This is a genomic window from Fusibacter ferrireducens (assembly GCF_015352425.1).
Taxonomy (GTDB): domain Bacteria; phylum Bacillota; class Clostridia; order Peptostreptococcales; family Acidaminobacteraceae; genus Fusibacter_A; species Fusibacter_A ferrireducens.
This window is the reverse complement of the sequence record NZ_JADKNH010000014.1, coordinates 89,219-110,781: the sequence shown is the minus strand read 5'-3', so window position 1 is coordinate 110,781 and position 21,563 is coordinate 89,219. Positions and strand designations below refer to the sequence as shown.

Sequence of the window (21,563 nt, the reverse complement as noted above, 5' to 3'; positions counted from 1 at the left end):
ATTCACCTACTGTCTCCTACTCGCTTGCTTCTGAAAGATCTAAAATTCTCAAAGCTCTTTCAACAATTGGTTTATCAATCATCTTGCCTCTAAGTGAAATAACACCTAGACCTTTAGCTTCTGCCTCTTCTATTGCTTTAACCACATCTTTTGCATGTGCGATTTCTTTATCTGTAGGTTTAAACAGTTGATGTACTACTGGAATCTGTCTTGGATTGATGACGGATTTTCCGTCAAAACCGAGCTGCTTAATGAGCTCCACTTCCTCTGCAAACCCTGTCATATTGTCAATATCAGAGTATACGGTATCCAGTGCTGCAATGCCTGCTGACCTCGCCGCATTTAAGAGTTGCGATCTCGCATATAACAGCTCAATGCCACCTGGAGATCTCTTCGTCTTCAGATTGGTTACATAATCCTCAGCACCAAGTGCGATGCCGATGAGTCTTTGTGAAGCATGTGCAATTTCATAGGCATTCATAATGCCTAGTGCACTCTCTATAGCAGCCATCATCTTGATACTGCCAACTTCTCTGCCGTATTTAACCTCTGCCTTTTCAATCAGCGCTTCCACCTGTTGAATATCCTCTGCAGTTTCAGTTTTGGGTAAGCGTACCACATGTATACCACCTGCTACAACTGCTTCAATATCTTTTTCACCGAATGGCGTATCCAATCCATTAATTCGACAGACGAGCTCTGTTGATCCAAAATCTACCGTTTGCAATGCTCTGTAGACAAGCAATCTTGCACTGTCTTTTTCTCTCAGTGAAATGGCATCTTCTAAGTCAAACATAATAGAATCTGCACCATATATAACTGCATCTGCAAGCATTCCAGGATTACTCCCTGGTACATAAAGCATTGTCCTTCTCAGCCTACTCATGATGCACCACACTCCATTCTAAAGTATGCGCCTGATCAAGTCCTCTTTGAATTGCGCTTTCAACACGTGCTTTTATTGTGCAATCCAGTGCGCCTCTGTCAACTGCATTGACAACAACACTTTCTAGTCCGTATTTGTCAATCACCTGTGAAATTAAATTTCTAATGTGATCGCCATATTGCTTTTCCACAATACTTTTTAAATGTATCTCATTTGTCGTGCCCAGTGGATTGTTCTCAAGCCTAATGTTGATGTCGCAGGAATCCATCGTACCTGCAGAGGCTTCTTTTTTCAATTTCATTTTGACCTCCTAGTGTCTTGATGTTGAATCTTTTAATTTTTCAATGACTTGCTTGCCTTGTACTGTTTTAAAATATTGATAGGTGCTCTCGGGCACCAATTTTTTTACGTCTTTCATATTGCCCTTTGCCAGCAACACACGTACTCTTGAAGCACTGATGGCATCTGTTCCAAATACTTTTCTTGGAATTTCTACGATTTCAACGCCGTAATGAGGCAAGATGCGCTTCATCTGTTCGTTATAAAGTGAAGTCGTTCCACAATAAGGCTCGGTACCCACAAAACGCTTCGTTATATTTAGTGACTCTGCAAAATAGTGTCCAAAGATTTTTAAATCGAGTTCCGTTTGAATCTGAGTGCCTTCCTCAGGTCTTTTCAGAAAGTAAGTTGGGAACGTCGCATCTGAAATAATATAATCACTGCCCTTAATCACGTAGACGTTGTCAAGGTGTGATGTGCCTGACAAAATCAATTTATAACGATCATCACTTGGGAACGATGTATGCGTGGAATCCACAACAAATATATATAAAAAATCACAATTTGAAGCTGCGTATTCAACAAGATACTGATGGCCCAATGTAAATGGATTGCCATTCATCACAATGGCGCCAACATGATCATGTGTGGTTTTAAAGGACTTTAAATAGCAAGCAAAATTCTTGATGCCATGTGGTTTGCGTTCCAATAAGACGACTTTGGACTCGACTCTTTCAATTTCGTAAAAGCCTATATGTTCAAATGACTTTGCACTTTCACATTTCGTATAGATAAAGATGTTACTGTAACCCTCATCATATAGAAATTGCATGACCTCATGGATCAATTCCCCTAGGATATTACTCCCCTTTTCCTGTGAATTTATGGCAATGCTCCGAATCGTATTGCTTAGTGTTGAAGCGGTTCCAAGCAATTTATCCTCCTTGAAAATGCCAAAGGTATGTTCCACATTGGGATCAAGTTTAATATCATTCATTTCAATTAGATTTAAAATGTCCTGCCAGTGAAAATCCTCAGGACCCATTTCTTTAGTGAATGTTTTTTCGATCATAACGGCCTCTCTTTAAAGATAATGCTTCGTTTTGAAAACAAAACAATTTGAAGACAAAAAAAGGTCAGTATATAAAATCTTTTGATTTTACATACTGACCTTCATAGTTTAAACTAATCATTGTCCGTATTATTCACTTGTCACACAAATTATAACCGTAAAACGTCCCATGAAAAATGTCTGCCCCGCATCATTTTTCATCTGAACTCCTTTACATTGTAAAATATTCTTTAACGTATTGCAATATTTTTTTTAATTTTTATCATAAAATTTGTCAGAGAGCAGTTTTAAATAGAGTGAAACTGCTAATAAATCCGCACAGCCTCCATGACTAATATAATTTTCTATACACCATAAATCATACTGTTGGATTGCATGCCGTCCCGATGCCGTGTAGACGCCACCTGCGTCTATAACGCTTTTCGCTTTTGCCTGACTGAGCTCAAGAGTCTTATAGTCATGCCTTCCAATCACATTGGAATCCTCCAAATGACACATGAGTACCAGCAAAGCTTGAATCAAGGCATCGTTTAGTGACACGCCCTTATTTAAGGCCTCTTCTATCACAGGCAATCCCCACTTTCGCGCATTCATATAGCCCGATGCCGCTTCACCTCTGGCACCAGTCAATCCCAATGTGCGATATTGAGCTTCTCCGTAGGTGTGAGCCTCTTTGACCTTAGAGAATTGCTCTGTCAAAACAGGTTGGATGTAAACGCCCACTCTGTCTGTGATTTCTTTTATGAAAATATCAGGGCTTTGAGGCCTTTCCTTATGGATACAAAGCCATTCGCTTACAGCACAAGTAATCAGTCCAAGCGCATAAATAGCGCCTTTATGCGTGTTCACATGATTTGTTACTTTAAACATTTTACGCTCTGCCTCAATGCCAAGCGCCTGTAAATCGCTAAAAAAGGCATTTGGAGCCAAATAGATTTCAGGATCAGATCGGTCTTCATATTTGTCCAAAATGAGATGAACAATCTCTGAAAAGTATTGGCCTAAACCAACACTGCTATCTATAAAAGTATAAAAATCCATGTCACGATGAGCCCCGTTATTGGCACGGTCTACCAACCCTGGTTTGGGCGTCGCAGATACTTCGTATAGCAATGCTTTAACAGCGAGTTCAGATATTATTATAGGTATATTGTCGTGGGTTTTGTGCATACATTCTCCTATTTTTAGTTTTAGATAAAATTAGTACGTCTATTATACCTTTTTTACCAGTCTTTTACTTGTATTCATTTCAAATTTCAGCTATCATATATATTGGTTACTCTTTAATGTAGAGTGATAAAGGCAAAACTGATGAAAGTCAGTGACGCAAAGTTATGGGTCTAAAACAATTATGTTATGATCGCCAAACTGCCAAACGATATTAAAGGAGGAAAACATGAATCAAGAAAATTGTGAAAAAGTAATCGAAATTCTTCAATGTACTCATACTACAAAATCATTTAAATTGACCAACAATGAACTTGGCAAATTATTTGACAGTGCTCAATCTGGGAATGAAATGGCTTTTATTTACTTGGCAGAATGGTTTTTTACATACGCCCAGACCAAAGAAACCTCATCTCCATTTGAAACGGCACTGTATGAAACTTTGAGGCCCTTTTTTAAAAATTAAGGCGTTCTCATAAGCGAATTTCATAAATGGATTGATAAAATCAGGACCCGTGGATTATTGAGGCTATCACTGCCTGTGATCTCATAGTCCTTTTTTTATTTGCCTTCCCATTCTGCCAGATATTTATGAATTGATCGATTCATTTCTTTAAAAAACGCCGCATCTTTCTTCCTCATATAAAATTTATAGGCAAAATCTTCTGTACTTTCCTCTTTTGCCTTAAACATTTTCTGAATAAAAACCTCGTCAATATCTGGGTAGGATTCTTCAAATACTGTAAATTCATTCTCAAATCTTGGCCTGAGTACAGGCTTGTGGTCATAATGTCCAAAGACCACTAAAATGGCTGGCATGGTGTATTCCGGCAAATTAAAAAGCGCTTTATGTGCTTCATAGTGCTCCATGATATCACCGATATAACAAGTGCCTATGCCCATACTCTCTGCAGCTATAACTGCATTTTGTGCAGCAATGGTTGCATCCTGCATTGCCAAAACAAAATCGCTCACAGAAGGACCAGAAAAATCCTCTATACGCTCTGGCAATCCACTGATTTCAAAGTACTTCTGCCATTTATGATGATCGAGTACGAATAAAAGCGCCAACGAAGCATCTCCAATAAAGGGTTGATCATCACAACTCGTCGCAAGTGACTTTAACGTCTCTTTAGATCTGATTTTGACGATGCTATAGAGCATCATATTGCCTGCTGTCGCCCCGCGTTTAGCCGATTCAACAATGGTATTAACGGCTTCATCCGATATTTCTACTCGATTGAACTTGCGTATAGAAGTATGGTTCACCAAAACTTCTGTTGTCGAATTTTGAATCTTTTTTTTATCATTTAAATTTTTTAAATCCATAATAGCAACCTGCTTTCTTTTGTAATTGATAATAACACCTGATTGATGACTTCATCTTCAAACGACTTCCTATTCATCTTATCATTGTCCATTTAAAAAGAAAAGAGTCCATCTACTTTCAAGTAGACGCACTCATACCCTTTAGATTATTTTAAGCCTTCATCTATTCTCCAAAATTGCCCCGAATCAAGCTCTTAATCTCATCGATCGCTTCGCTTTCATCCACACCATCCACTTCAACTCTGATGACATCGCCTTTCGATGCGGCCATTTTAAGGATGCCCAACATGCTCTTACCATTGTATTTTTGATCTGCTTTATAAAGATTTACCGCACTTTGATATTTATTGCAGACCTGAACGAACAATCCTGCTGGCCTTGCGTGTAATCCATGCTCGTTTTGCAATGTAAATTCATGATTTTTCATCTCTTTTCCTCACTTTTTCTAACATGCTATAGGCTTAAAATCCGCCCCCATTAGAGTACATTAAAATACGTCAACAAATAGTGTTCAGCTTCGGCATTCCAAAGGCCATTATTTTTTTCAACGAGCTCATGTAACGTTTTAAATAATGGATTCTCTACGCCTAGAGCTTCAAAGTCTTCAATTGCAGTTAGCGGGAGATCAATGTGATTGTAAATCAACTTTTTACCGCCAGGTATATTCGGCAAATTCATAATTGCATCTATTGTGGCATCCATCCCACCAATATGTGTCAACATCACGGATGGATTGATGAGTCCTCTTGCCGACAAGTCCAGCGCTTCAATCAAATCATTGGTATTTCCGCCGGTGGAACCCATAATGTGCGTGTTGCTATAGTGAACATTATACAGATTAATCGGTGCTGTAAAAGTCTTATCCGTTGGCCCTGCAAAGAAGTTCATGCAGCCATCATGCGCAAGTAATTTATCCCCTTGTTCAACGAGTGGCACAATTGGCGCATAGACGAAGACATCATCATAGCCATGCCCATCTGTAAGTGTCATCAAATCTGAAATGGGATCAGCCATTTTCCCCGTGTTGACATAAAGTAACTCTACACCTTTTGCTTTTGCGCTTTCAGGAGAGACCCATTTTGCCGCACGATCTAATCGATCCTGACTGATATCTGTTACCACAATTTTGGAAGGCTTCTCATCAATGGCAAGTGCGTATTCAACAGCACCAAGGCCCATGGGGCCTGCACCACCAAGTACAATCAAATTGCCATCTGGTCTAGTCCCCATAATATGTTGATATGTGTTTGGAACAGTATGATAACTCGCATGAAACCCACCGATGATACAGGACATGGGTTCACCAAGAGAAGCATTAAAAAAACCATCTCCTTCATATACCAATAGACATCCGAGCTCCATAACTTCAGGTGGGATGATGTTATAGGTGGCATTGCCTCCAAAATATTCATATGAATAACCCGGCGAATAAGGACTGCCCTTGTAATTCAGTGCAGGTTGGAGTGAAAATTTTTGTCCTTTCCTAAACTGTCCCTCATATTGCTTGCCCACTTTTTCTATAATACCCGCCATTTCATGACCTACGATAATCGGATGTTCATCTACATTTTGAGGCACTCTTTTATGATTTTTGCCTTGTTTAACCGCTTTATAAGTGGACATACAGACACTGTCTGAAATCACTTTAACTAAAATCTCATCTGCTTTAATCTCAGGTAATTCAAATGTTTCAAGTCTTAAATCATCAAGACCATACATTCTAACCGCTTTTGTTTTCATAACCTACTCCTTGTATCCTTAAGTCAAAATAATCGTCGAAGTGCTAACGCCATTATTAATTCTATATTTTAAAGTTTCGTTTTAATGCTTCGTTTTAATGCTCCATTTTGACGCATTCTATTCTAAATTGGATATACTCTATTCTTAATCCTATTAGAGCGCAGTTACTACCACATGCTCCATGTTTTTAAGAACCCAAATACTATCCATCGGCTTAGTACCCACTGTCATAACGGCACCCGCACTGGTTGCCACGGCCATTTTCAATAGCTTTTCAAGCCCATATTGATTTTCAAGTGCATATGCCACCGCACCCACAAAGGCATCTCCTGCACCAACGCTACTGTGCGCTTTAACTTGAAGTGGGTTTAAATAATAACTTCTCTTTGAGTCTGAATAGAAGGCACCTTCTGCACCAAGTGAAATAAATACTTTTTCAATCCCTCTTTCGATAAAATGCTGTGAGGCTTCTCTCAGAGAAGTTCTCGTATCCAATTTTCTTTCAAAATAGAGTTCCAGCTCATGTCTATTGGGCTTTATAATATGTGGCTTACCTTCAAGTGCCTGTCTAAACAAATCCCCTTCGGCATCTAAAAATATTTTTAATGCCTTCTCTTTGAGCTTTTGAATCAAAGTCTTATAGACATCTCTTGGCAAACTCTTAGGCGCACTCCCAGATAAAATGATCAAAGAACCCGCAGTCGCATGTGTTATGATCTTTTCGTAGAGACAATCTATATCCTGCATAGACACTTCAGGTCCCGACTCATTGATTTCGGTCGTCTCACCTGTTCTACGATCAAACACCTTAAGATTCGTTCGCGTCTCGCCGCTAATTCTCACGAAATCGTGGCTTATGCCCACCTTATTCAGTGCATTTTCAATATAAGAACTCCCCAATAATCCCGTCGCCATGCTTTCACCACCCAAGGATTTGATGACTTTAGAAACATTGATGCCCTTGCCCCCTGGATCTGTATTAGAACAAACCACTTTATTCAGACCGCCCTGTGTAAGGCCATCAATTTCAATGGTCTTATCGATTGCTGGATTTAGAGTCACTGTAATGATCATTAGAAATGCATCTCCTCACTTGAAAATAGTTGATAAATATACTCTGGGTCCGAGGTGGTCAGCATCTTCTCTAGAATTTCTGTTTCTTCTATGGCTTCAGCAATATTGGCAAGTAATTGAATGTGTTCATTCCCTTTCCCTGCAATGCCAATGACGAGTTTAGCCCATTTATTTTCGCCAAAGTCAATGCCGTTTGGATATTGAATTACCACGATGCCAGAAGCTAAAATAAGTTCTTTGACATTATTTTCACCATGCGGAATTGCCACGCCATTGCCAATATAAGTTGAAAATTTTTCTTCTCTCGCTTGCATTCCTTGAATGTAGCCTTCACCCACATAACCACTCTCAAAGAGGAGCTTCCCTGCACGTTCAATTGCCTGTTCTTTTGTCACAGAAACTTGATTTAAAATAATATTACTCTTCATTAAAATCTCTGTCGGTTTTTTATTTTCCATTTTTACCTCCAAAATGGTACAATGCTCTATAATTTCATCTAGTAGTTGTTCATATTGCTGTTTATCTAAAAAATCCTTAATGCCCACATGAAGTGCAAGAGGTGCTTGTTTCCTTGCTCTTCCCACCAAATCCGTAAATGTGATGACTACATCGGCATCTCTTGGAATTTCGTCAATGGCAATGTTTGCCACAGGTATATCAAGGTTATATTGACTCAACAACTTAGTTAAAAGCGAGGCGCCCATGGCGCTTGATCCCATCCCTGCATCACATGCAAAGTAAATCTTAGATATCTCATAATCCCCTTTATAGTCCTTAAAAATAGACGTTTCTTCAGTCTCTTCAGGGTCCACATTCCAGTCCGTTTTCCGTTTTAAAATCAGTCCACTTATGGAAAATGAAGCAAAAGTGGATAGCACCACCCCTATGATCACAGCAACAAAGCTGTTTTTTGGCGCTAATGCCAACACGGCGAAAATACTGCCTGGAGAAGGTGTCGCCACTAGACCGCACCCTAGGATTTCAAAAGCAAATATGCCCATCATACCACCCAAGATCACTGCAATGAAGAGTGCTGGATTGAGTAAAATATAGGGGAAGTAAATTTCATGAATACCACCCAGAAAGTGAATGATCGCAGCACCTGGTGCGGTCTGTTTAATTTGACCTTTTCCATAAACCCAATAGGCCAATACCACGCCCAAACCTGGACCTGGATTGGTTTCCAGTAAAAAAAATATGGATTTTCCTGTGGCTAATGACTCCTGAATACCTAAGGGACTAAGTACCCCATGATTAATGGCGTTGTTGAGAAATAGCACTTTAGCTGGCTCTATAAAAATAGCTGTAAAGAAGAGCAAATCATGCTTAACAACGATATCCACCACATATTCGAGTGCTTGTGTCATCCAGAAGATGGCCGGTCCTGCAGCTTTATAGGCAAAAATAATTAGGAATGTGCCCACAATACCTGCAGAAAAATTGCCTGTCAACATTTCAAAACCTGTGGGAACCTTTTCTTTAATCACTTGATCTACTTTCTTAATAATCAAACCACCCAGTGGTCCCATAATCATTGCACCAATAAACATGGGAATTTCAGAACCTACAATAAGCCCCATTGTCCCAATAACACCTACGACGCCGCCTCTCGTCCCCGCCACTACTCTACCGCCAGAATAGGCAATAAGAATCGGCAAGAGATACAGGATCATCGGGTTTATGAGTTGACTTAAAGAAGCGTTAGGCAACCACCCCTTCGGATTAAATAACGTCGTAATGATCCCCCAAGTTATAAAAGCACCTATATTGGGCATTACCATTCGACTTAAAAAACGTCCAAACTCTTGTAGCTTTGATGTGATTTTTTCACGAACGATCATAATCTGCACCTCCTTGCAAATGGCGATTAAGCCATTTGTGAAGAATGCGCTTTAGTCTTTGTTCGATTTGTGCTTCGGTTCCTTCTTTAATTGCCAACAGAAAGGCATCCTCTTCAATAAGCGCCTTGCTGACTTGACTCATTAACGCCAATTGAATTTTACTCGCACCTATGGGCATACACATGATCACAGCCAAATGTAACGCCTCATTTCTGCTTGTATGGATGGGATTTAAGAAGCGCCATATTGAAAATTTCAAGGTATCCACCGCTTCGGTTTTGGTGTGAATCAGTATGATGCCCTCACCGTGGATTACGGTACTTCCAAGCTTTTCTCTCTCCACCAGCTGTTTTAATAATATTTTTTTGTGCTTTGAATCGCTCGTCATGACATCTGCTATTTTTTTGAGCAGTTCCGTGATGTTTTTAATTTTTATTTGAGTTTCAAGCGAAAAATTTTGTTCGATGTTTAGTATGGCTTCTGTCATGCCATGTAAATCTTTAATTCTATCTGATTGAATTTTTAAAGGCGTTTCAGTAAAAGGTTTCACCTGACGCTTGAGAATATTGGTGACTTGAATTATTTTTTCAACATCCTCATCCGGTAAAAGAGGATTCACCTTTATACAGGGATAACTGAGTTGATCTAAATGAATTGTAGAGATTAACAAGTCAATCTCTTGAGATGCCAACTTGCCTAACAGAATATCTTCTTTTGAAAATTGACCCACCAGTTCTAAATTGGCAAACAACTTTGACACTCTAGAATAAAGTAAACTTGAAGTTCCAATCCCACTTGAACAGACAATACCCGTTCTCAATTTTTGATCCTGATGTTGCGTCTTTCTGTATCTTTCAATGGCAGCACCAAAGTGCATTGCCAAATACCCTATTTCCTCATCTGGAACGGTCACCTCATATTGATCGCTCATCATGGAAGCTGTCTTTTCAGACATTGTGTAAATTTCAGGATACATCTCTTTAATTTTATCCAGCAATGGATTTCGAATATCCAGTTTTAATTTCATTCTCGTAACCGCTGGTTTCAAATGGCTCACAAGACCAATTAAAAGTTTTTCATCTTCATTGAAATCATAACCACTTAAATTTTTAAACTCATTAATCATTTGTGATGCCAGACGTGTAATTTCAAAATTAGTCAGTATGAGATCATTTTGATCTATAATCGCACCTGTTCTCAATTTTGATCCCTTTAAATGCATGGTAATATACCCGAGCTCATCTTCTGGAAACTTAATCCCAAAAGTTTCTTCCACACCATCGCCTATGCTTTTGGCAATCTCAAACTGCGCGTCTTTCTTAAGCCCCTCTAGAATTTCTGCATTCATAAAAATGCTTTCGCCTCTTTTGATTCTTTGAATTGCTATGGCAAGGTGAATCATCAATCCCACATAAGAGCCGTCCGTTAATCTATTGGCCAGATAATGTTCATAGCTTTTAAGAATTACGCCAACATTGATCAAAATATCTTGATCGATCACCGTTTCCACCAATTCACTTTGCATATTACTACTATCCAGCAGCGCAATTAAATCTTGATGCTCATAATTTTGATAGAGAAAATCCACAATTGCCTTTCTAAATTGCCCCTCATTCCCTTCAAGATAGACCCCAAACCCTGGTTTTCTAATGAGCTTAATTTCTCGACTTGCAAACCATGATTCAATTTTGTCCATGTCATATGAAATCGTTGCTTCAGAAACACCAAGCTGTGTTGCAAAATAATAAAATTTTCGAGGCTCGCGACTTTTTAAAAGTTCTATGATCAACATGCGCTGTCTTTCTTCTTGTGAAAAATGATCATCCGTCGTTTGATTTAACAAGGCATTTAACTTTAATTTCTGTTGCTCTGATGCCTCTAATTTCAACCCTAAACGTGTTTTTTTATGAAGGATCATACCAAATGCCTTGGTGAGCCGCTCAACATCCTCCATTTCTCTGAAAATTGTCCTTTTGCTGATATTCAATTGTTCGGCGATTTCAGATACCGCCATATAATCTGTTTGATGACTCAAAATGTCAACGATCTCCACAACTCTTCTAGAATAAATCAACTTCATCCTCCAAACTTTTTTAAATAGAGACATTTTTTATGATCTAGCATTAGTTATTAAACGAATTTTCAGATTATTCATCTTGTCTCCATTATACTCTTAAAGTTATGGGAATTATCCTTAAACTTACTCTGCATTGACATCATTCATTAGTGACATTATTGAATAAGAGCTTGAATGCAGAAACAGTGAAGTGTCCTCCACTGTCTCTGTATGATCTTTTTTATGCTTCTTATTTTTTTAAGCGTTCCACGAGCTCATCATAAATTGGATTGCCTACAAATTGATCAATCGTGATGAGTTCAGCGGTTTGACATTTTGCACTTGCGCGCTCTCCTAAACTCAAATGTGTGATCACAATATCTGCATCCTCTGGAATATCCTCGATAGAAGTGTTGATGACTTCAATGTTCAGACCTGCTTTGTTCACTTTCTTTCTAAGCGTCGTTGCACCCATTGCACTGGAGCCCATGCCGGCATCACATGAAACCACTATTTTTTTCACAGACTGTGCCACTTGACCTTTTGAAGCAGCTTTCATATTTTGAACGGATGATTTTGCACTTTCTAAATCGCCATCATCTCCTTTTCTCTTGATAAAAAATGCCGCCACAAAGAAAGACACGGTTGTTGAGACGAGTACACCTGCTAATACTGCCAGTAATCCTCCTCTTGGTGTCATGGCCATCAATGCAAGGATACTGCCAGGAGATGGCGTTGCAATAAGACCTGCACCTAAAAGACTAAATGTAAATACACCGCTCATGCCCCCAGCAATTACCGCAAGAATCAGCAACGGATTCATCAGCACATAAGGGAAATAAATCTCGTGAATACCGCCAAGAAAATGAATAATAATAGCACCTGGAGCCGTTTGTTTAATCATACCTTTAGCAAACACCCAATATGCCAAAAGGATGCCAAGGCCTGGTCCCGGATTTGTTTCAAGCAAGAAGAAGATTGATTTTCCAGATTCTGTTGCCTGTTGAATGCCTAGAGGGCTTAAAACACCATGATTCATAGCGTTATTCAGAAATAAAATCTTGCCCGGTTCAATCAGTATCGATGTAAGTGGTAATAGTTTTGCATTTACAATGCCTTCTACACCTGCTTTAAGTACGCCATTTAAAGCCACTACCACAGGTCCTATCACTACAAAAGCAAGTAATGCCAAGAGCATTGAAATAATACCAGCCGAGAAGTTGGACACCAACATTTCAAAACCAGCAGCGATTTTGCCTTCCACTGCATCATCCCATTTCTTGATGATCCAGCCACCCAACGGCCCCATGATCATTGCACCCATAAACATTGGAATATCAGCACCTACGATTACGCCCATAGCCGCCACAGCACCTACTACGCCACCACGTGCGCCACCTACTAATTTGCCCCCTGTATAAGCAATTAATGTTGGCAGCAAATACGTGATCATTGGTCCTACCAAACTAGATAAATGTTCATTTGGCGTCCAGCCCGTTGGAATAAATAATAATGTTATGATCCCCCATGCCATGAATGCACCGATATTGGGCATTACCATACCGCTTAGGAATCGACCGAATTTTTGAACGCCATCTTTCCCTGTACCATGTGACCCTAATACATTTTCCATAAGATCCCCCCTTAAATATTTTTGATATACAGTTTGCAATCAAAAGCGATTACAACTTGATTATAGGGACAGACAGCTCTATTTTTCAAACAAAAGACAATGGAAAATGTCACCGTTTAATGGTGACATGCTTTATAAATAAGTTAAATTCTAATCTGACGCAACTTAAAAAAATCAGATATTTATGAAATTTTAGCTTACATTGCCCTTTAAAAAGTTACAGAGATTTCTATAAAAATCTAAAGACAAGCGCTACAATGAGGGTTGGTAAAAGTGCAGATTTAAAAAGTATCATCGGTTCAATGCCCAGTTTAAAGTACTTTTTGAGGATCGACTGGCCGATTGGATTAGGTGCATTGGCAATTAACGTAAGCCCCCCACCCGTTACAGCACCAGAGACCACTGCATATTTAAGGCCGTCCGAGAGATTGGGCACTAAACTGCTTAGATAAGTGATGGCCGCATTGTCATTAAACGCTGTGAGTAAAATAGATGTTGTATTTAGAATTCCCGACGGCAACCCTGCAAGCACAGGTTCTATCCACCAAGCCTGAACACTGCTGTGAATGATTAAACCCGATAAGAAAAAAGCAACCATAAGTGCAGGTTTCAGATTGATTCTATTTTGATACTCTGCCGTCACTTGGACAAAACCCAAGAAAAACAGAAAGCCTCCTATAAACAAAACGGGTTCATGGTCGTTGATAACCACCCATGCGAGAAAAAACAAGTGCACCAACATAATCCAAAGAGGCAATTTGTCATCTCTCGAATCCCATTCAGGATCTCGATAGAAAGGTCTGATTTCTTTTGGAAGCAATCCTGGAATGGTCCTTTTCATCTCATTGATTTTAATGCTATCAAAGCGTTGTGACAGCACTTCTTCAATATTGTACTCAGCAAGTTCCTGATCGCTTAAATGACGTTGTGCTTCTGCTTCTATATGCGCTTTAATCATATCGGAGGTCTCATTCAACCTATGACTGTAACCTAGATTTTTATCCACTTGCCACTCCAAAGCATCAATCTGTTCGGATATAACTGCTTTATCAATGAATCTTCTCTGTATGTACTTTTTAAATCGATCCTTTTTGTAGGCTTCTCCAAGTTCCTTAAACTCCTTTTTAAAATATAGGAGCATAACCGTATTGTTGATCAATATGCCCAGCACAGCTTTCCATCCAAAGTTGAGGAACATAAATGTCGTGGACCAATGCCAAACATTTGAAATCATTAGAATTGGCGGTGCCGCAAAATTCGTTAAAGTGCCTCCAATGGATATGTTTACAAAGAGCAGCGCCAATGTCACGTATTTGATCCGCTTACTGGGGTTGAGATCAAAAAATTTATCCGAGAGCAAATAGGCTGAAATGATCATTGCAGCAGGTTCCGTGATCAATGAACCCAATAGAGGGCCCACTGTCAAAATAATAAACCACCACACCTCAAGCTTGCCACCAATAAGTTTTACAAGCTTCCACAAGATGAGCTCTACAAACTTTAAAATAGGTCTACTCGCTGCAATGGTCATGATGACAATGACAAAGAGGGGTTCTGTATACTCTAGCGCCCCCACATAGTTCACATACGTTTCCCAATTGTAAAAAAGTGTAATAGCAATCCCCAGTACAACACTCCAAAGGCCAAAGACCACCTCAATTTCTCCCATAAAGTGTAAAATCCCCGCTTTTATAGAATTCTTTTGGGCATCCACTTGATGTGCATAAGACAATATTTTACTGCTCAAAAAAGCGTGTATTACGGCAAAGCCAAAAATAGTCGTCGCCACAAGATTAAATGGATTTTTCTGAATTCTATAAATCAAAGTATCCAATACGCCACCTTCCACTGGATCATCATATGATTCAATGGACATTGGAAAGTGTTCTCCTTGATCCAAGATATCATTTGCACTGGAAATTCCCCAAAATAAAAGCATGACCATAATGACCATGCAAATATTAATCACTTTCATCGTCATCTCTCCCCTCTGAGACTTTATACCCACTTTGACTTGAAAGCATCAATCGTTCGAGTGTCAAAATCCAGTTTCGCATGAATACTCTATCCTATTACTTTGTCGCTTACTTGCCGTAAAAGACATCGTAGAGTAGAGATGGCTCAGTTTTTGAAACCTGACACTCTAACCCGATATGCAATTTTTAAAAAATCAGCCCCATAATTGGAGCAGTTGTTCTATGATCAAACCCTGCTGAGCATCTGTTAACGCCGCATGAATCGGTAGACGTATAATCCTTCTGGCAACGGATTCCGTTATTTTAAGATCTGTATTTTCATACCCTAATTTGAGTCCCATAGGACTGTTATGTAGCGGCTGATAATGTGTTACGATTTGAATGCCCTTTTTACCCAGCCATTCGATGGCTCTATTTTTTTCTGCTTCTGTATTGAGGAGGACATAAAAGAGATGACCATTGCCTGTGACACCCGTTGGACACTTGATTTTTTTAGTGTTGTTGAGTTCTGCTAAAGCATCGCGATATCGATTCCAAATTTGTTTTCTTCTCGTTGTAACCGCCTCCACATAAGGTAGAGCCTCTAATAAAAATCGCATTTGATAGGGCGTCATCATAAATTCACTGCCTAATTGTTGCCACCTATAATGCTGGATTCTACCTTTTGCAAATGCATCTTGATTTGTACCATGATGCATAATTTCAAGGCAATCCTCATTCAACTGATCATCTGCCACAAACAGACAGCCACCATGACCGCCCGAAGTGATATTTTTCGTATGATGAAAACTTAAACACCCCATGGCACCATACAGACCAAATCCCTTTTCTTGATAGCCGCTGTTGATACAATGTGACGCATCTTCAAGTAAAGTAATCCCACGATCTCCCGATAGCTTCAGCAAAGCTTCAAAATCGTGATTGACACCGCCATAGTGTATTGGAATAATCACCTTGGTTTGTTCTGTGATGGCCGCTTCAACTTTGTGTATATCTAAATTGAGACTTTCGGGCTCTATGTCCACGAATTTAAGCTTAGCACCCACTCTTGCGAATGCATTTGCAGTGGAAACATGTGTAAAAGAGGGCAAAATCACCTCATCCTCTGGTTTTAGCTTTAGGGCTAAAGCCATGACTTCAAGCGCACTTGTGGCGGAGTTCAAAAAATGAACATGCTTAATAGACCGATATAATGGTAGCTTTTTAAAGGCCTCCACCAATGCTTCTTGTAAGGCATAAGGGTCTTCAAATGGATTTTCTTTGATCTTTTCGCAGACCCTAGTGAGAATCATTTCGTTTGAGTAGGGTTTATGGTAGTCAATCATAGGTCTAATGCACCTCTTTGCTTTTTTAAAATAAAAAAATACGGAGATAGAAGTATACATCATAAAAGAATAAAGCGCTTTTTCATCATTATATCATGAAAAAGCGCCTTGGTATTGTGATCCGTTTAATATAAAATTACTGATCTAAGGTCAGAGTATCCAAAGTCCATTTCATATTAACTCATGCTTCTATGCTGTATCATGTAATTGCCCTAAACGATGTCATAGGCTTGAGATTAACTCGTTTTTTTGACTTTTGATGCTCTTATTTATTGAACTACTGGGAATCCTTTGTTTGCCCATCCCATTGGTGCATTGGATTCCATACCCATGCCACCATTTAATGAAACGGCTTTATAGCCCATTAAACGAAGCGCTGCTGTAGCCTGACCAGCCGTTTGTCCAGTGTAACAGTAAACCACAATGGTTTTATCCTTTGGTAAGTTTGCAAATTCTGGGATCATTGTTTTTCCAAAAGGAATATTGCTAGCACCTTCAATATGACCTTCTGCAAAAGCATCTGCTTTTCTAATCGATAAGATATAAATGCTTTCATCATTTGCATCTATCATTGCTTTAAGTTCATCTTCAGATACTTTGTAGTTTTTGTATGGTGTCTCTTTTAAAGCAACCATGCCTTCATAGTATGCTGTAATTGCTGCTTGAATAGGTGCGGCAATTTCGGTAACAGCACCACCTACTGGTGTTGCCTCTGTTGTTGTCACGGCGTCTACGCCATCCACTTTAGAAATGCCCAAGTTCCAACCTAGGTTGACACTTCTTGCATCAAATCCAGCCACATTTAAAGTCACAACCGCTTGACCAGCTGTTTGTCCTGTATAACAATACACGAAGACAGGTTTATCACTTGGTATATTCGCCAAGTTTTCACTGATTGCAGTTCCCCAAGGCAAGTTAATTGCCCCTTTGATATGACCTTTTGCATAGTCATCTGCACTTCTGATATCTACAATGGTCATAGCTTCATCTGCAGCTACTTTTTCAACAAACTCCGCTTGAGCTATTTTGTAGATATGCTCTGGCATTTCTGCGTATAACTGTTCTACTTTACTGATTGCATCACTTGATACTGGGAAACCTTTGTTTACCCATCCCATTGGTGCATTTGCCGCCATGCCCATGCCACCATTCAAGGAAACCGCATCAAAACCCATCAGGCGAAGTGCCGCTGTGGTTTGACCTGCTGTTTGACCGGTGTAGCAATAAACGACAATTGTTTTGTCCTTAGGTAACGATGAGAATGAAGCGGCCATATCCTTTCCAAAAGGTATATTGCTCGCGCCTGCTATATGCCCAATTGCATAGTCTTTAGCGCCTCTCACAGATAAGATGTAAATACTGTCATCCGCTGCATCTACCATTGCTTTTAAGTTATCTTCAGAAACTTTATAATTTTTATATTTGGAATCTGCCACTGCACTTAAGCCATCATAGTAAGCCGTTAAAGCAGTTTGAACATCCGCATTGATTTCAGTAGTGCCACTTGTAAGGGTTGCAGCGTCAGTTACAGTTACTGCATCAACACCTTCCACCTTAGAAATACCTAAATTCCAGCCCAAATTGACACTTCTTGCATCAAATCCAGCATAATTAAGCGTCATCACTGCTTGACCAGCAGTTTGTCCTGTATAGCAATACACGAAGACAGGTTTATCATTTGGGATACTGTTTAAGCCTTCTGCAATTGCAGGACCCCAAGGTAAATTAACAGCACCTTTGATATGTCCTTTATTGTAGTCATCTGCACCTCTAATATCCAAAATTGTCATGGCTTCATCTGCAACGACTTTGCCAACAAACTCGTCTTGTTTAATTTTGTAAATATGATCTGGCATATTTTCAAAATACGCCGCTATTGCTTCGTCAGCCGTGCTTGCATCAGCCGATTCTGTTGGTGCTGGAGTTGTAGCCTCCGCCGGCGCAGGGCTCTCTTCAGATGCCGCTGGAGCTGATGAATCTGGTACTTCCATAGTTGCCGGTGCTTCTTCAGATTTGCCACATGCTGTTGCTGAAATAATCAACATCAATGTCAGTAAAATTGCCAACACTTTTTTATTCATAATATCCTCCCAAATTAAACATGCCTACTCAAAGCGAATGATTCATGGTAAAACACGCTTTATGAACCTTCTTGAGTTGTGATCGGTGCAGTATTTTCCACTGGAACTGTCACATCTGTTTTAGATGACCATTCAATCCAAGCACCATCATAGACTTTGACATTTGTAAAACCCGCTTCCTGTAGAAGGGCAAACGTCTGTGTTGCTCTAAAAGATGATTTGCAGTAGAGTATAATGGTATCTTCTTTTTTTAGCCCTAAATCTTGATAAAACAACTTGATATCTCTACTGGACATAAAGGTTCCATCACTATAGAGATTCTTTGTATGCGGATAGAGCATCGCGCCTTGTATATAACCCGCTTCATATTCTGCAATTGACCTGACATCCACTATTTTCACAGTGTCACTAGGATTTTCTACTTGCTGCTCTACTTCATCATATGATGCAATTAGGGACTCATCTGCTTTTTTCGCAGTATAAGTAACAGACTCGAGAGCAGGCTCCTCTTTGGTGATTTCAAGTCCCGCCTTAACCAATGCGCTGGCACCGCCATTGACAATCATAATCTGATCATGACCATAGACCTTAAAGGACCACAGTATGCGGCTTGAACTTACACCTGCATTATCATCGTAAACATAAATCGTCTTATCAGCTGAAATGCCTTTTCCACCTACTACTTTTTCAAAGCTTGCCTGATCAATTAACATAGATTGCTCATTGACAAGCTCTGATGGCGCTAGACAAACTGCGCCTTTGAGATGCCCTTTGTCATAAGCCTCCTGGCCTCTTGCATCAATGACAATTACCTCTGGATTTTCCAGATAAGCAGTGCCTACTTTGCTGGCCTCCACAACATTCAGCGTCCCTGAATACGTGGTATCCGGCGCACATCCTGTCACACTAAAAGTCATCAGAAGTAGTGTTACAATCAGGAGGACTGCCCATTTCTTTTTCGTCATATAAACCTCCATAAACGAATTTGTGAGATTGCTTTGGAGTACATTGTTAAATTGTAAACAATTCATGTGATAAAATCACATTTCTCATACTCATTATATGATAATAATTTCTAATTTGGTCATCACATTTCCTTATGCAACATTTTATATTGCCATGATAGAAATTTAACACACTTGATGACAGGACTATACATTGCGATCAATTTTAAGTATGATAAATATGAAAACAACACATTCCAATTAAAGAAGGTATTGTATGAGCCTATTTTCCCTCAGAAAAATTCAGGGTTCAAAACCCTTGAAACATCATAAAAATCGTATGCTTAACGGAGAGTCCAATCAGCCTCTAATGCCATCTTTGTCAATGGATTCTGAGCGATATATCGCTTATGGCTTAATCCTTTTATTCTTTATAATTAACCTTTTTTCGCTGGCACAGTTTCCTCTGATTCACTCCGACGAGACTTGGTTAAAGGGGCTTTCACTTGAAGTGTGGCATCAAAAAAATTTCGGGGTCACAGAACCCTTCTTTGATCTCTATCCCAGAGTGCCACACCCCTTTAGATGGCTTTTTAACCTTTTGCAAATAGGGTTTATGGGGCTCTTTGGCAACACTCTATTCAGTGCAAGACTGCTCTCGCTAGTGGCTTCAACTTTGAGTCTCTTGATTTTTTATAAGATTCTACATCTGGAAACACAGTTAGATTCAAGATCAAAATCAAAATTAAGTTCAAGGTCAAGTTCAAAGTCAAAGTTAAAACTAGAATCCCTATCCAGATTAAAGCTAACCCCTTATTCAATCACGGGCTTATTATTGCTCATGCTGAATATTCAGTGGTTATATGCGGCGCACTTTGGGCGTCAAGAAGCACTGATCATGCTCTGCATGTTACTCAGTTATTGGCTTTGCATCCTTCTGAAAAAGCCAAGGTTACTGGCATTAATCGTCCTGCTGGCCATTGGCATTCATCCCAATAGCTTTCTGATCGGCTTAATGATTTTTGCCCTGCTTTGCTACCAAATCTATAAAAAACGGCGTCCTATAAAGGCCCTCTTTGAGTTCACTTTTTTTCTCGTGATGGGCTTCAGCGCTTATTTGGGATTTGGATTCCTTATGGCACCTGATTTCCTCACACGCTATTTGAGTTTTGGCGCAAGCCTTGGTGTAGATGCGGTTCCCATGAGTCGCCTTCAAAATTACTACTGGTTTTGGATCAAGCTTTACAAGCAAATCGGCGGCACTTATGAACTTTTTAACATCAAAATAGAACTTTTAACGTTGGGATTCCTCATTTTAACAATCCCACTGGTGGCGCTTTTAAAAAAAACGTTTCCGTTTATAAATCCAAACTGGACTGAACATAATAAACACACTGAACATACTGGTTTTTCCAGTTCTTCTGAAAAGGGTAGTTCTTCTGAAAAGAGTCTCCTATTCTCTCAGCTTCGCTTTGAACCTTATATAGCGCTTATGAGCATCCTACTGGGCATATTCATCATAGGGCGTAATAATCAGACTTCAGTGGTGTTTTTACTGCCTTTTCTCGTCTTAATGGTGCTGAATTTACTGCCAAAATTATATTTTACAAAATGGGTTAGTGTAGTCCTCATACTCTTTGCACTGCTTAATCTACAGAGTGACCTAAAAGAGTACGCCATGAGATTTCCCTATGCTGAAAGTTATGAGCGTACGCAGGCAAAGATCACCGCCGCTATCCCAAAAGAGGCCACTATATTAGGCAATATCAACGTGATGGAGGGATTCAATCCAAATCGATTTTACGACATCAGAAACCTCGCCTATTTAGAAGTGAATCATCTTACTCTACAAGATTATATAAGAGAAAGACATATAGACTATATCATAATCCATGATGAGATGGACTATATCGCCAGCTGTTCGCCCAAGTGGGATTTTCTCTATGACAATATGACGTATTGGGATGAACTCAAGACCTATCTTTCAACTCACACTGAGCTCGTGGCCGAAATTGATAATCCGCTTTACGCCATGAGAATTTCAAAGTATGCAGGGACTTATCCTTGGCAAACAAAAATATACCGCATTCTGCCATAAGCAGAAGCGGTATATTTTTGTCAAGCATGAGCTGCCCTCTACTCTTTCCTAATCCACTGTGT

17 protein-coding genes and 1 riboswitch are annotated in these 21,563 nt (G+C 39.6%); of the genes, 2 read left to right on the top strand and 15 right to left on the bottom strand.

Translation table 11 applies throughout. From position 1 onward, the window contains the following. Nucleotides 1–16: 16 nt before the first annotated feature. From citE to ISU02_RS19550, 4 genes are all read right to left on the bottom strand, one after another. Nucleotides 17–886 carry a citrate (pro-3S)-lyase subunit beta gene (gene citE / locus ISU02_RS19565; protein ID WP_194703531.1) on the bottom strand — a complete coding sequence of 290 codons (870 nt, stop codon included), beginning with the start codon at nucleotides 884–886 and terminating at the stop codon, nucleotides 17–19. After that, complete coding sequence (citD, locus tag ISU02_RS19560) at nucleotides 879–1,187, bottom strand: citrate lyase acyl carrier protein (RefSeq protein WP_194703530.1); 309 nt, start codon at nucleotides 1,185–1,187, stop codon at nucleotides 879–881. Before citD ends, citE begins: the two co-directional genes overlap by 8 nt. A 9-nt stretch (nucleotides 1,188–1,196) precedes the next feature. Beyond that, a complete protein-coding gene (gene citC / locus ISU02_RS19555) occupies nucleotides 1,197–2,237 on the bottom strand; it encodes a [citrate (pro-3S)-lyase] ligase (protein WP_194703529.1) in 1,041 nt (346 codons plus the stop codon). A 252-nt stretch (nucleotides 2,238–2,489) separates the two neighbouring features. Next, a complete protein-coding gene (locus ISU02_RS19550) occupies nucleotides 2,490–3,407 on the bottom strand; it encodes a triphosphoribosyl-dephospho-CoA synthase (RefSeq protein ID WP_194703528.1) in 918 nt (305 codons plus the stop codon). A 121-nt stretch (nucleotides 3,408–3,528) separates the two neighbouring features. Further along, a riboswitch (cyclic di-GMP riboswitch) is annotated at nucleotides 3,529–3,613 on the top strand. Nucleotides 3,614–3,633: 20 nt separating this feature from the next. Between ISU02_RS19550 and ISU02_RS19545 the strand changes: the two genes are divergently transcribed. After that, entirely contained in the window at nucleotides 3,634–3,870 is a 237-nt protein-coding gene (locus ISU02_RS19545; protein WP_194703527.1) for a hypothetical protein, read from the top strand. A gap of 95 nt (nucleotides 3,871–3,965) precedes the next feature. On the opposite strand, the gene ISU02_RS19540 is transcribed toward ISU02_RS19545, so the two are convergent. The 11 genes from ISU02_RS19540 to ISU02_RS19490 form a co-directional block, all read right to left on the bottom strand. Then, nucleotides 3,966–4,733: a nitroreductase family protein gene (locus ISU02_RS19540; RefSeq protein WP_194703526.1), complete on the bottom strand. Its 768-nt coding sequence runs from the start codon at nucleotides 4,731–4,733 to the stop codon at nucleotides 3,966–3,968. Nucleotides 4,734–4,896: 163 nt separating this feature from the next. Further along, a complete protein-coding gene (locus ISU02_RS19535) occupies nucleotides 4,897–5,160 on the bottom strand; it encodes an HPr family phosphocarrier protein (protein WP_194703525.1) in 264 nt (87 codons plus the stop codon). A gap of 50 nt (nucleotides 5,161–5,210) precedes the next feature. Next, nucleotides 5,211–6,473, bottom strand: a complete 1,263-nt coding sequence (locus ISU02_RS19530) for a zinc-binding dehydrogenase (RefSeq protein ID WP_194703524.1) — start codon at nucleotides 6,471–6,473, stop codon at nucleotides 5,211–5,213. A gap of 153 nt (nucleotides 6,474–6,626) precedes the next feature. After that, nucleotides 6,627–7,547, bottom strand: a complete 921-nt coding sequence (gene pfkB, locus ISU02_RS19525; protein ID WP_194703523.1) for a 1-phosphofructokinase — start codon at nucleotides 7,545–7,547, stop codon at nucleotides 6,627–6,629. Continuing rightward, the gene (locus ISU02_RS19520; RefSeq protein ID WP_194703522.1) at nucleotides 7,547–9,388 is read right to left on the bottom strand and encodes a PTS mannitol transporter subunit IICBA; all 1,842 of its coding nucleotides are present in this window, start codon (nucleotides 9,386–9,388) and stop codon (nucleotides 7,547–7,549) included. The genes pfkB and ISU02_RS19520 overlap by 1 nt, the downstream gene beginning before the upstream one ends. Further along, a complete protein-coding gene (locus tag ISU02_RS19515) occupies nucleotides 9,375–11,462 on the bottom strand; it encodes a BglG family transcription antiterminator (protein WP_194703521.1) in 2,088 nt (695 codons plus the stop codon). Before ISU02_RS19515 ends, ISU02_RS19520 begins: the two co-directional genes overlap by 14 nt. 232 nt (nucleotides 11,463–11,694) lie before the next feature. Beyond that, entirely contained in the window at nucleotides 11,695–13,077 is a 1,383-nt protein-coding gene (locus tag ISU02_RS19510) for a PTS mannitol transporter subunit IICB (RefSeq protein WP_194703520.1), read from the bottom strand. Between the two features lie 229 nt (nucleotides 13,078–13,306). Continuing rightward, complete coding sequence (locus ISU02_RS19505) at nucleotides 13,307–15,052, bottom strand: putative Na+/H+ antiporter (RefSeq protein ID WP_194703519.1); 1,746 nt, start codon at nucleotides 15,050–15,052, stop codon at nucleotides 13,307–13,309. A 195-nt stretch (nucleotides 15,053–15,247) separates the two neighbouring features. Continuing rightward, the gene (locus ISU02_RS19500; RefSeq protein ID WP_207736431.1) at nucleotides 15,248–16,378 is read right to left on the bottom strand and encodes an aminotransferase class I/II-fold pyridoxal phosphate-dependent enzyme; all 1,131 of its coding nucleotides are present in this window, start codon (nucleotides 16,376–16,378) and stop codon (nucleotides 15,248–15,250) included. 269 nt (nucleotides 16,379–16,647) lie between these two features. Next, nucleotides 16,648–18,459 (bottom strand): rhodanese-like domain-containing protein, encoded by a 1,812-nt coding sequence (locus ISU02_RS24030; protein ID WP_228727893.1) that lies wholly within the window; start codon nucleotides 18,457–18,459, stop codon nucleotides 16,648–16,650. Between the two features lie 59 nt (nucleotides 18,460–18,518). Then, entirely contained in the window at nucleotides 18,519–19,424 is a 906-nt protein-coding gene (locus ISU02_RS19490) for a sulfurtransferase (protein WP_194703517.1), read from the bottom strand. 256 nt (nucleotides 19,425–19,680) lie between these two features. Here ISU02_RS19490 and ISU02_RS19485 point away from each other — a divergent pair, with 256 nt between their 5' ends. After that, the gene (locus ISU02_RS19485; protein WP_194703516.1) at nucleotides 19,681–21,501 is read left to right on the top strand and encodes an ArnT family glycosyltransferase; all 1,821 of its coding nucleotides are present in this window, start codon (nucleotides 19,681–19,683) and stop codon (nucleotides 21,499–21,501) included. Nucleotides 21,502–21,563: the final 62 nt, after the last annotated feature.

Bases quoted from the DNA above. Each gene is read 5' to 3' on its own strand.
- ISU02_RS19530 (WP_194703524.1), bottom strand. From the start codon at position 6,473: ATGAAAACAAAAGCGGTTAGAATGTATGGTCTTGATGATTTAAGACTT.
- ISU02_RS19500 (WP_207736431.1), bottom strand. From the start codon at position 16,378: ATGATTGACTACCATAAACCCTACTCAAACGAAATGATTCTCACTAGG.
- ISU02_RS19540 (WP_194703526.1), bottom strand. From the start codon at position 4,733: ATGGATTTAAAAAATTTAAATGATAAAAAAAAGATTCAAAATTCGACA.
- ISU02_RS24030 (WP_228727893.1), bottom strand. From the start codon at position 18,459: ATGAATAAAAAAGTGTTGGCAATTTTACTGACATTGATGTTGATTATT.
- ISU02_RS19490 (WP_194703517.1), bottom strand. From the start codon at position 19,424: ATGACGAAAAAGAAATGGGCAGTCCTCCTGATTGTAACACTACTTCTG.
- citC (WP_194703529.1), bottom strand. From the start codon at position 2,237: ATGATCGAAAAAACATTCACTAAAGAAATGGGTCCTGAGGATTTTCAC.
- ISU02_RS19545 (WP_194703527.1), top strand. From the start codon at position 3,634: ATGAATCAAGAAAATTGTGAAAAAGTAATCGAAATTCTTCAATGTACT.
- ISU02_RS19505 (WP_194703519.1), bottom strand. From the start codon at position 15,052: ATGAAAGTGATTAATATTTGCATGGTCATTATGGTCATGCTTTTATTT.
- citD (WP_194703530.1), bottom strand. From the start codon at position 1,187: ATGAAATTGAAAAAAGAAGCCTCTGCAGGTACGATGGATTCCTGCGAC.
- ISU02_RS19510 (WP_194703520.1), bottom strand. From the start codon at position 13,077: ATGGAAAATGTATTAGGGTCACATGGTACAGGGAAAGATGGCGTTCAA.
- ISU02_RS19485 (WP_194703516.1), top strand. From the start codon at position 19,681: ATGAGCCTATTTTCCCTCAGAAAAATTCAGGGTTCAAAACCCTTGAAA.
- citE (WP_194703531.1), bottom strand. From the start codon at position 886: ATGAGTAGGCTGAGAAGGACAATGCTTTATGTACCAGGGAGTAATCCT.
- ISU02_RS19550 (WP_194703528.1), bottom strand. From the start codon at position 3,407: ATGCACAAAACCCACGACAATATACCTATAATAATATCTGAACTCGCT.
- ISU02_RS19520 (WP_194703522.1), bottom strand. From the start codon at position 9,388: ATGATCGTTCGTGAAAAAATCACATCAAAGCTACAAGAGTTTGGACGT.
- pfkB (WP_194703523.1), bottom strand. From the start codon at position 7,547: ATGATCATTACAGTGACTCTAAATCCAGCAATCGATAAGACCATTGAA.
- ISU02_RS19535 (WP_194703525.1), bottom strand. From the start codon at position 5,160: ATGAAAAATCATGAATTTACATTGCAAAACGAGCATGGATTACACGCA.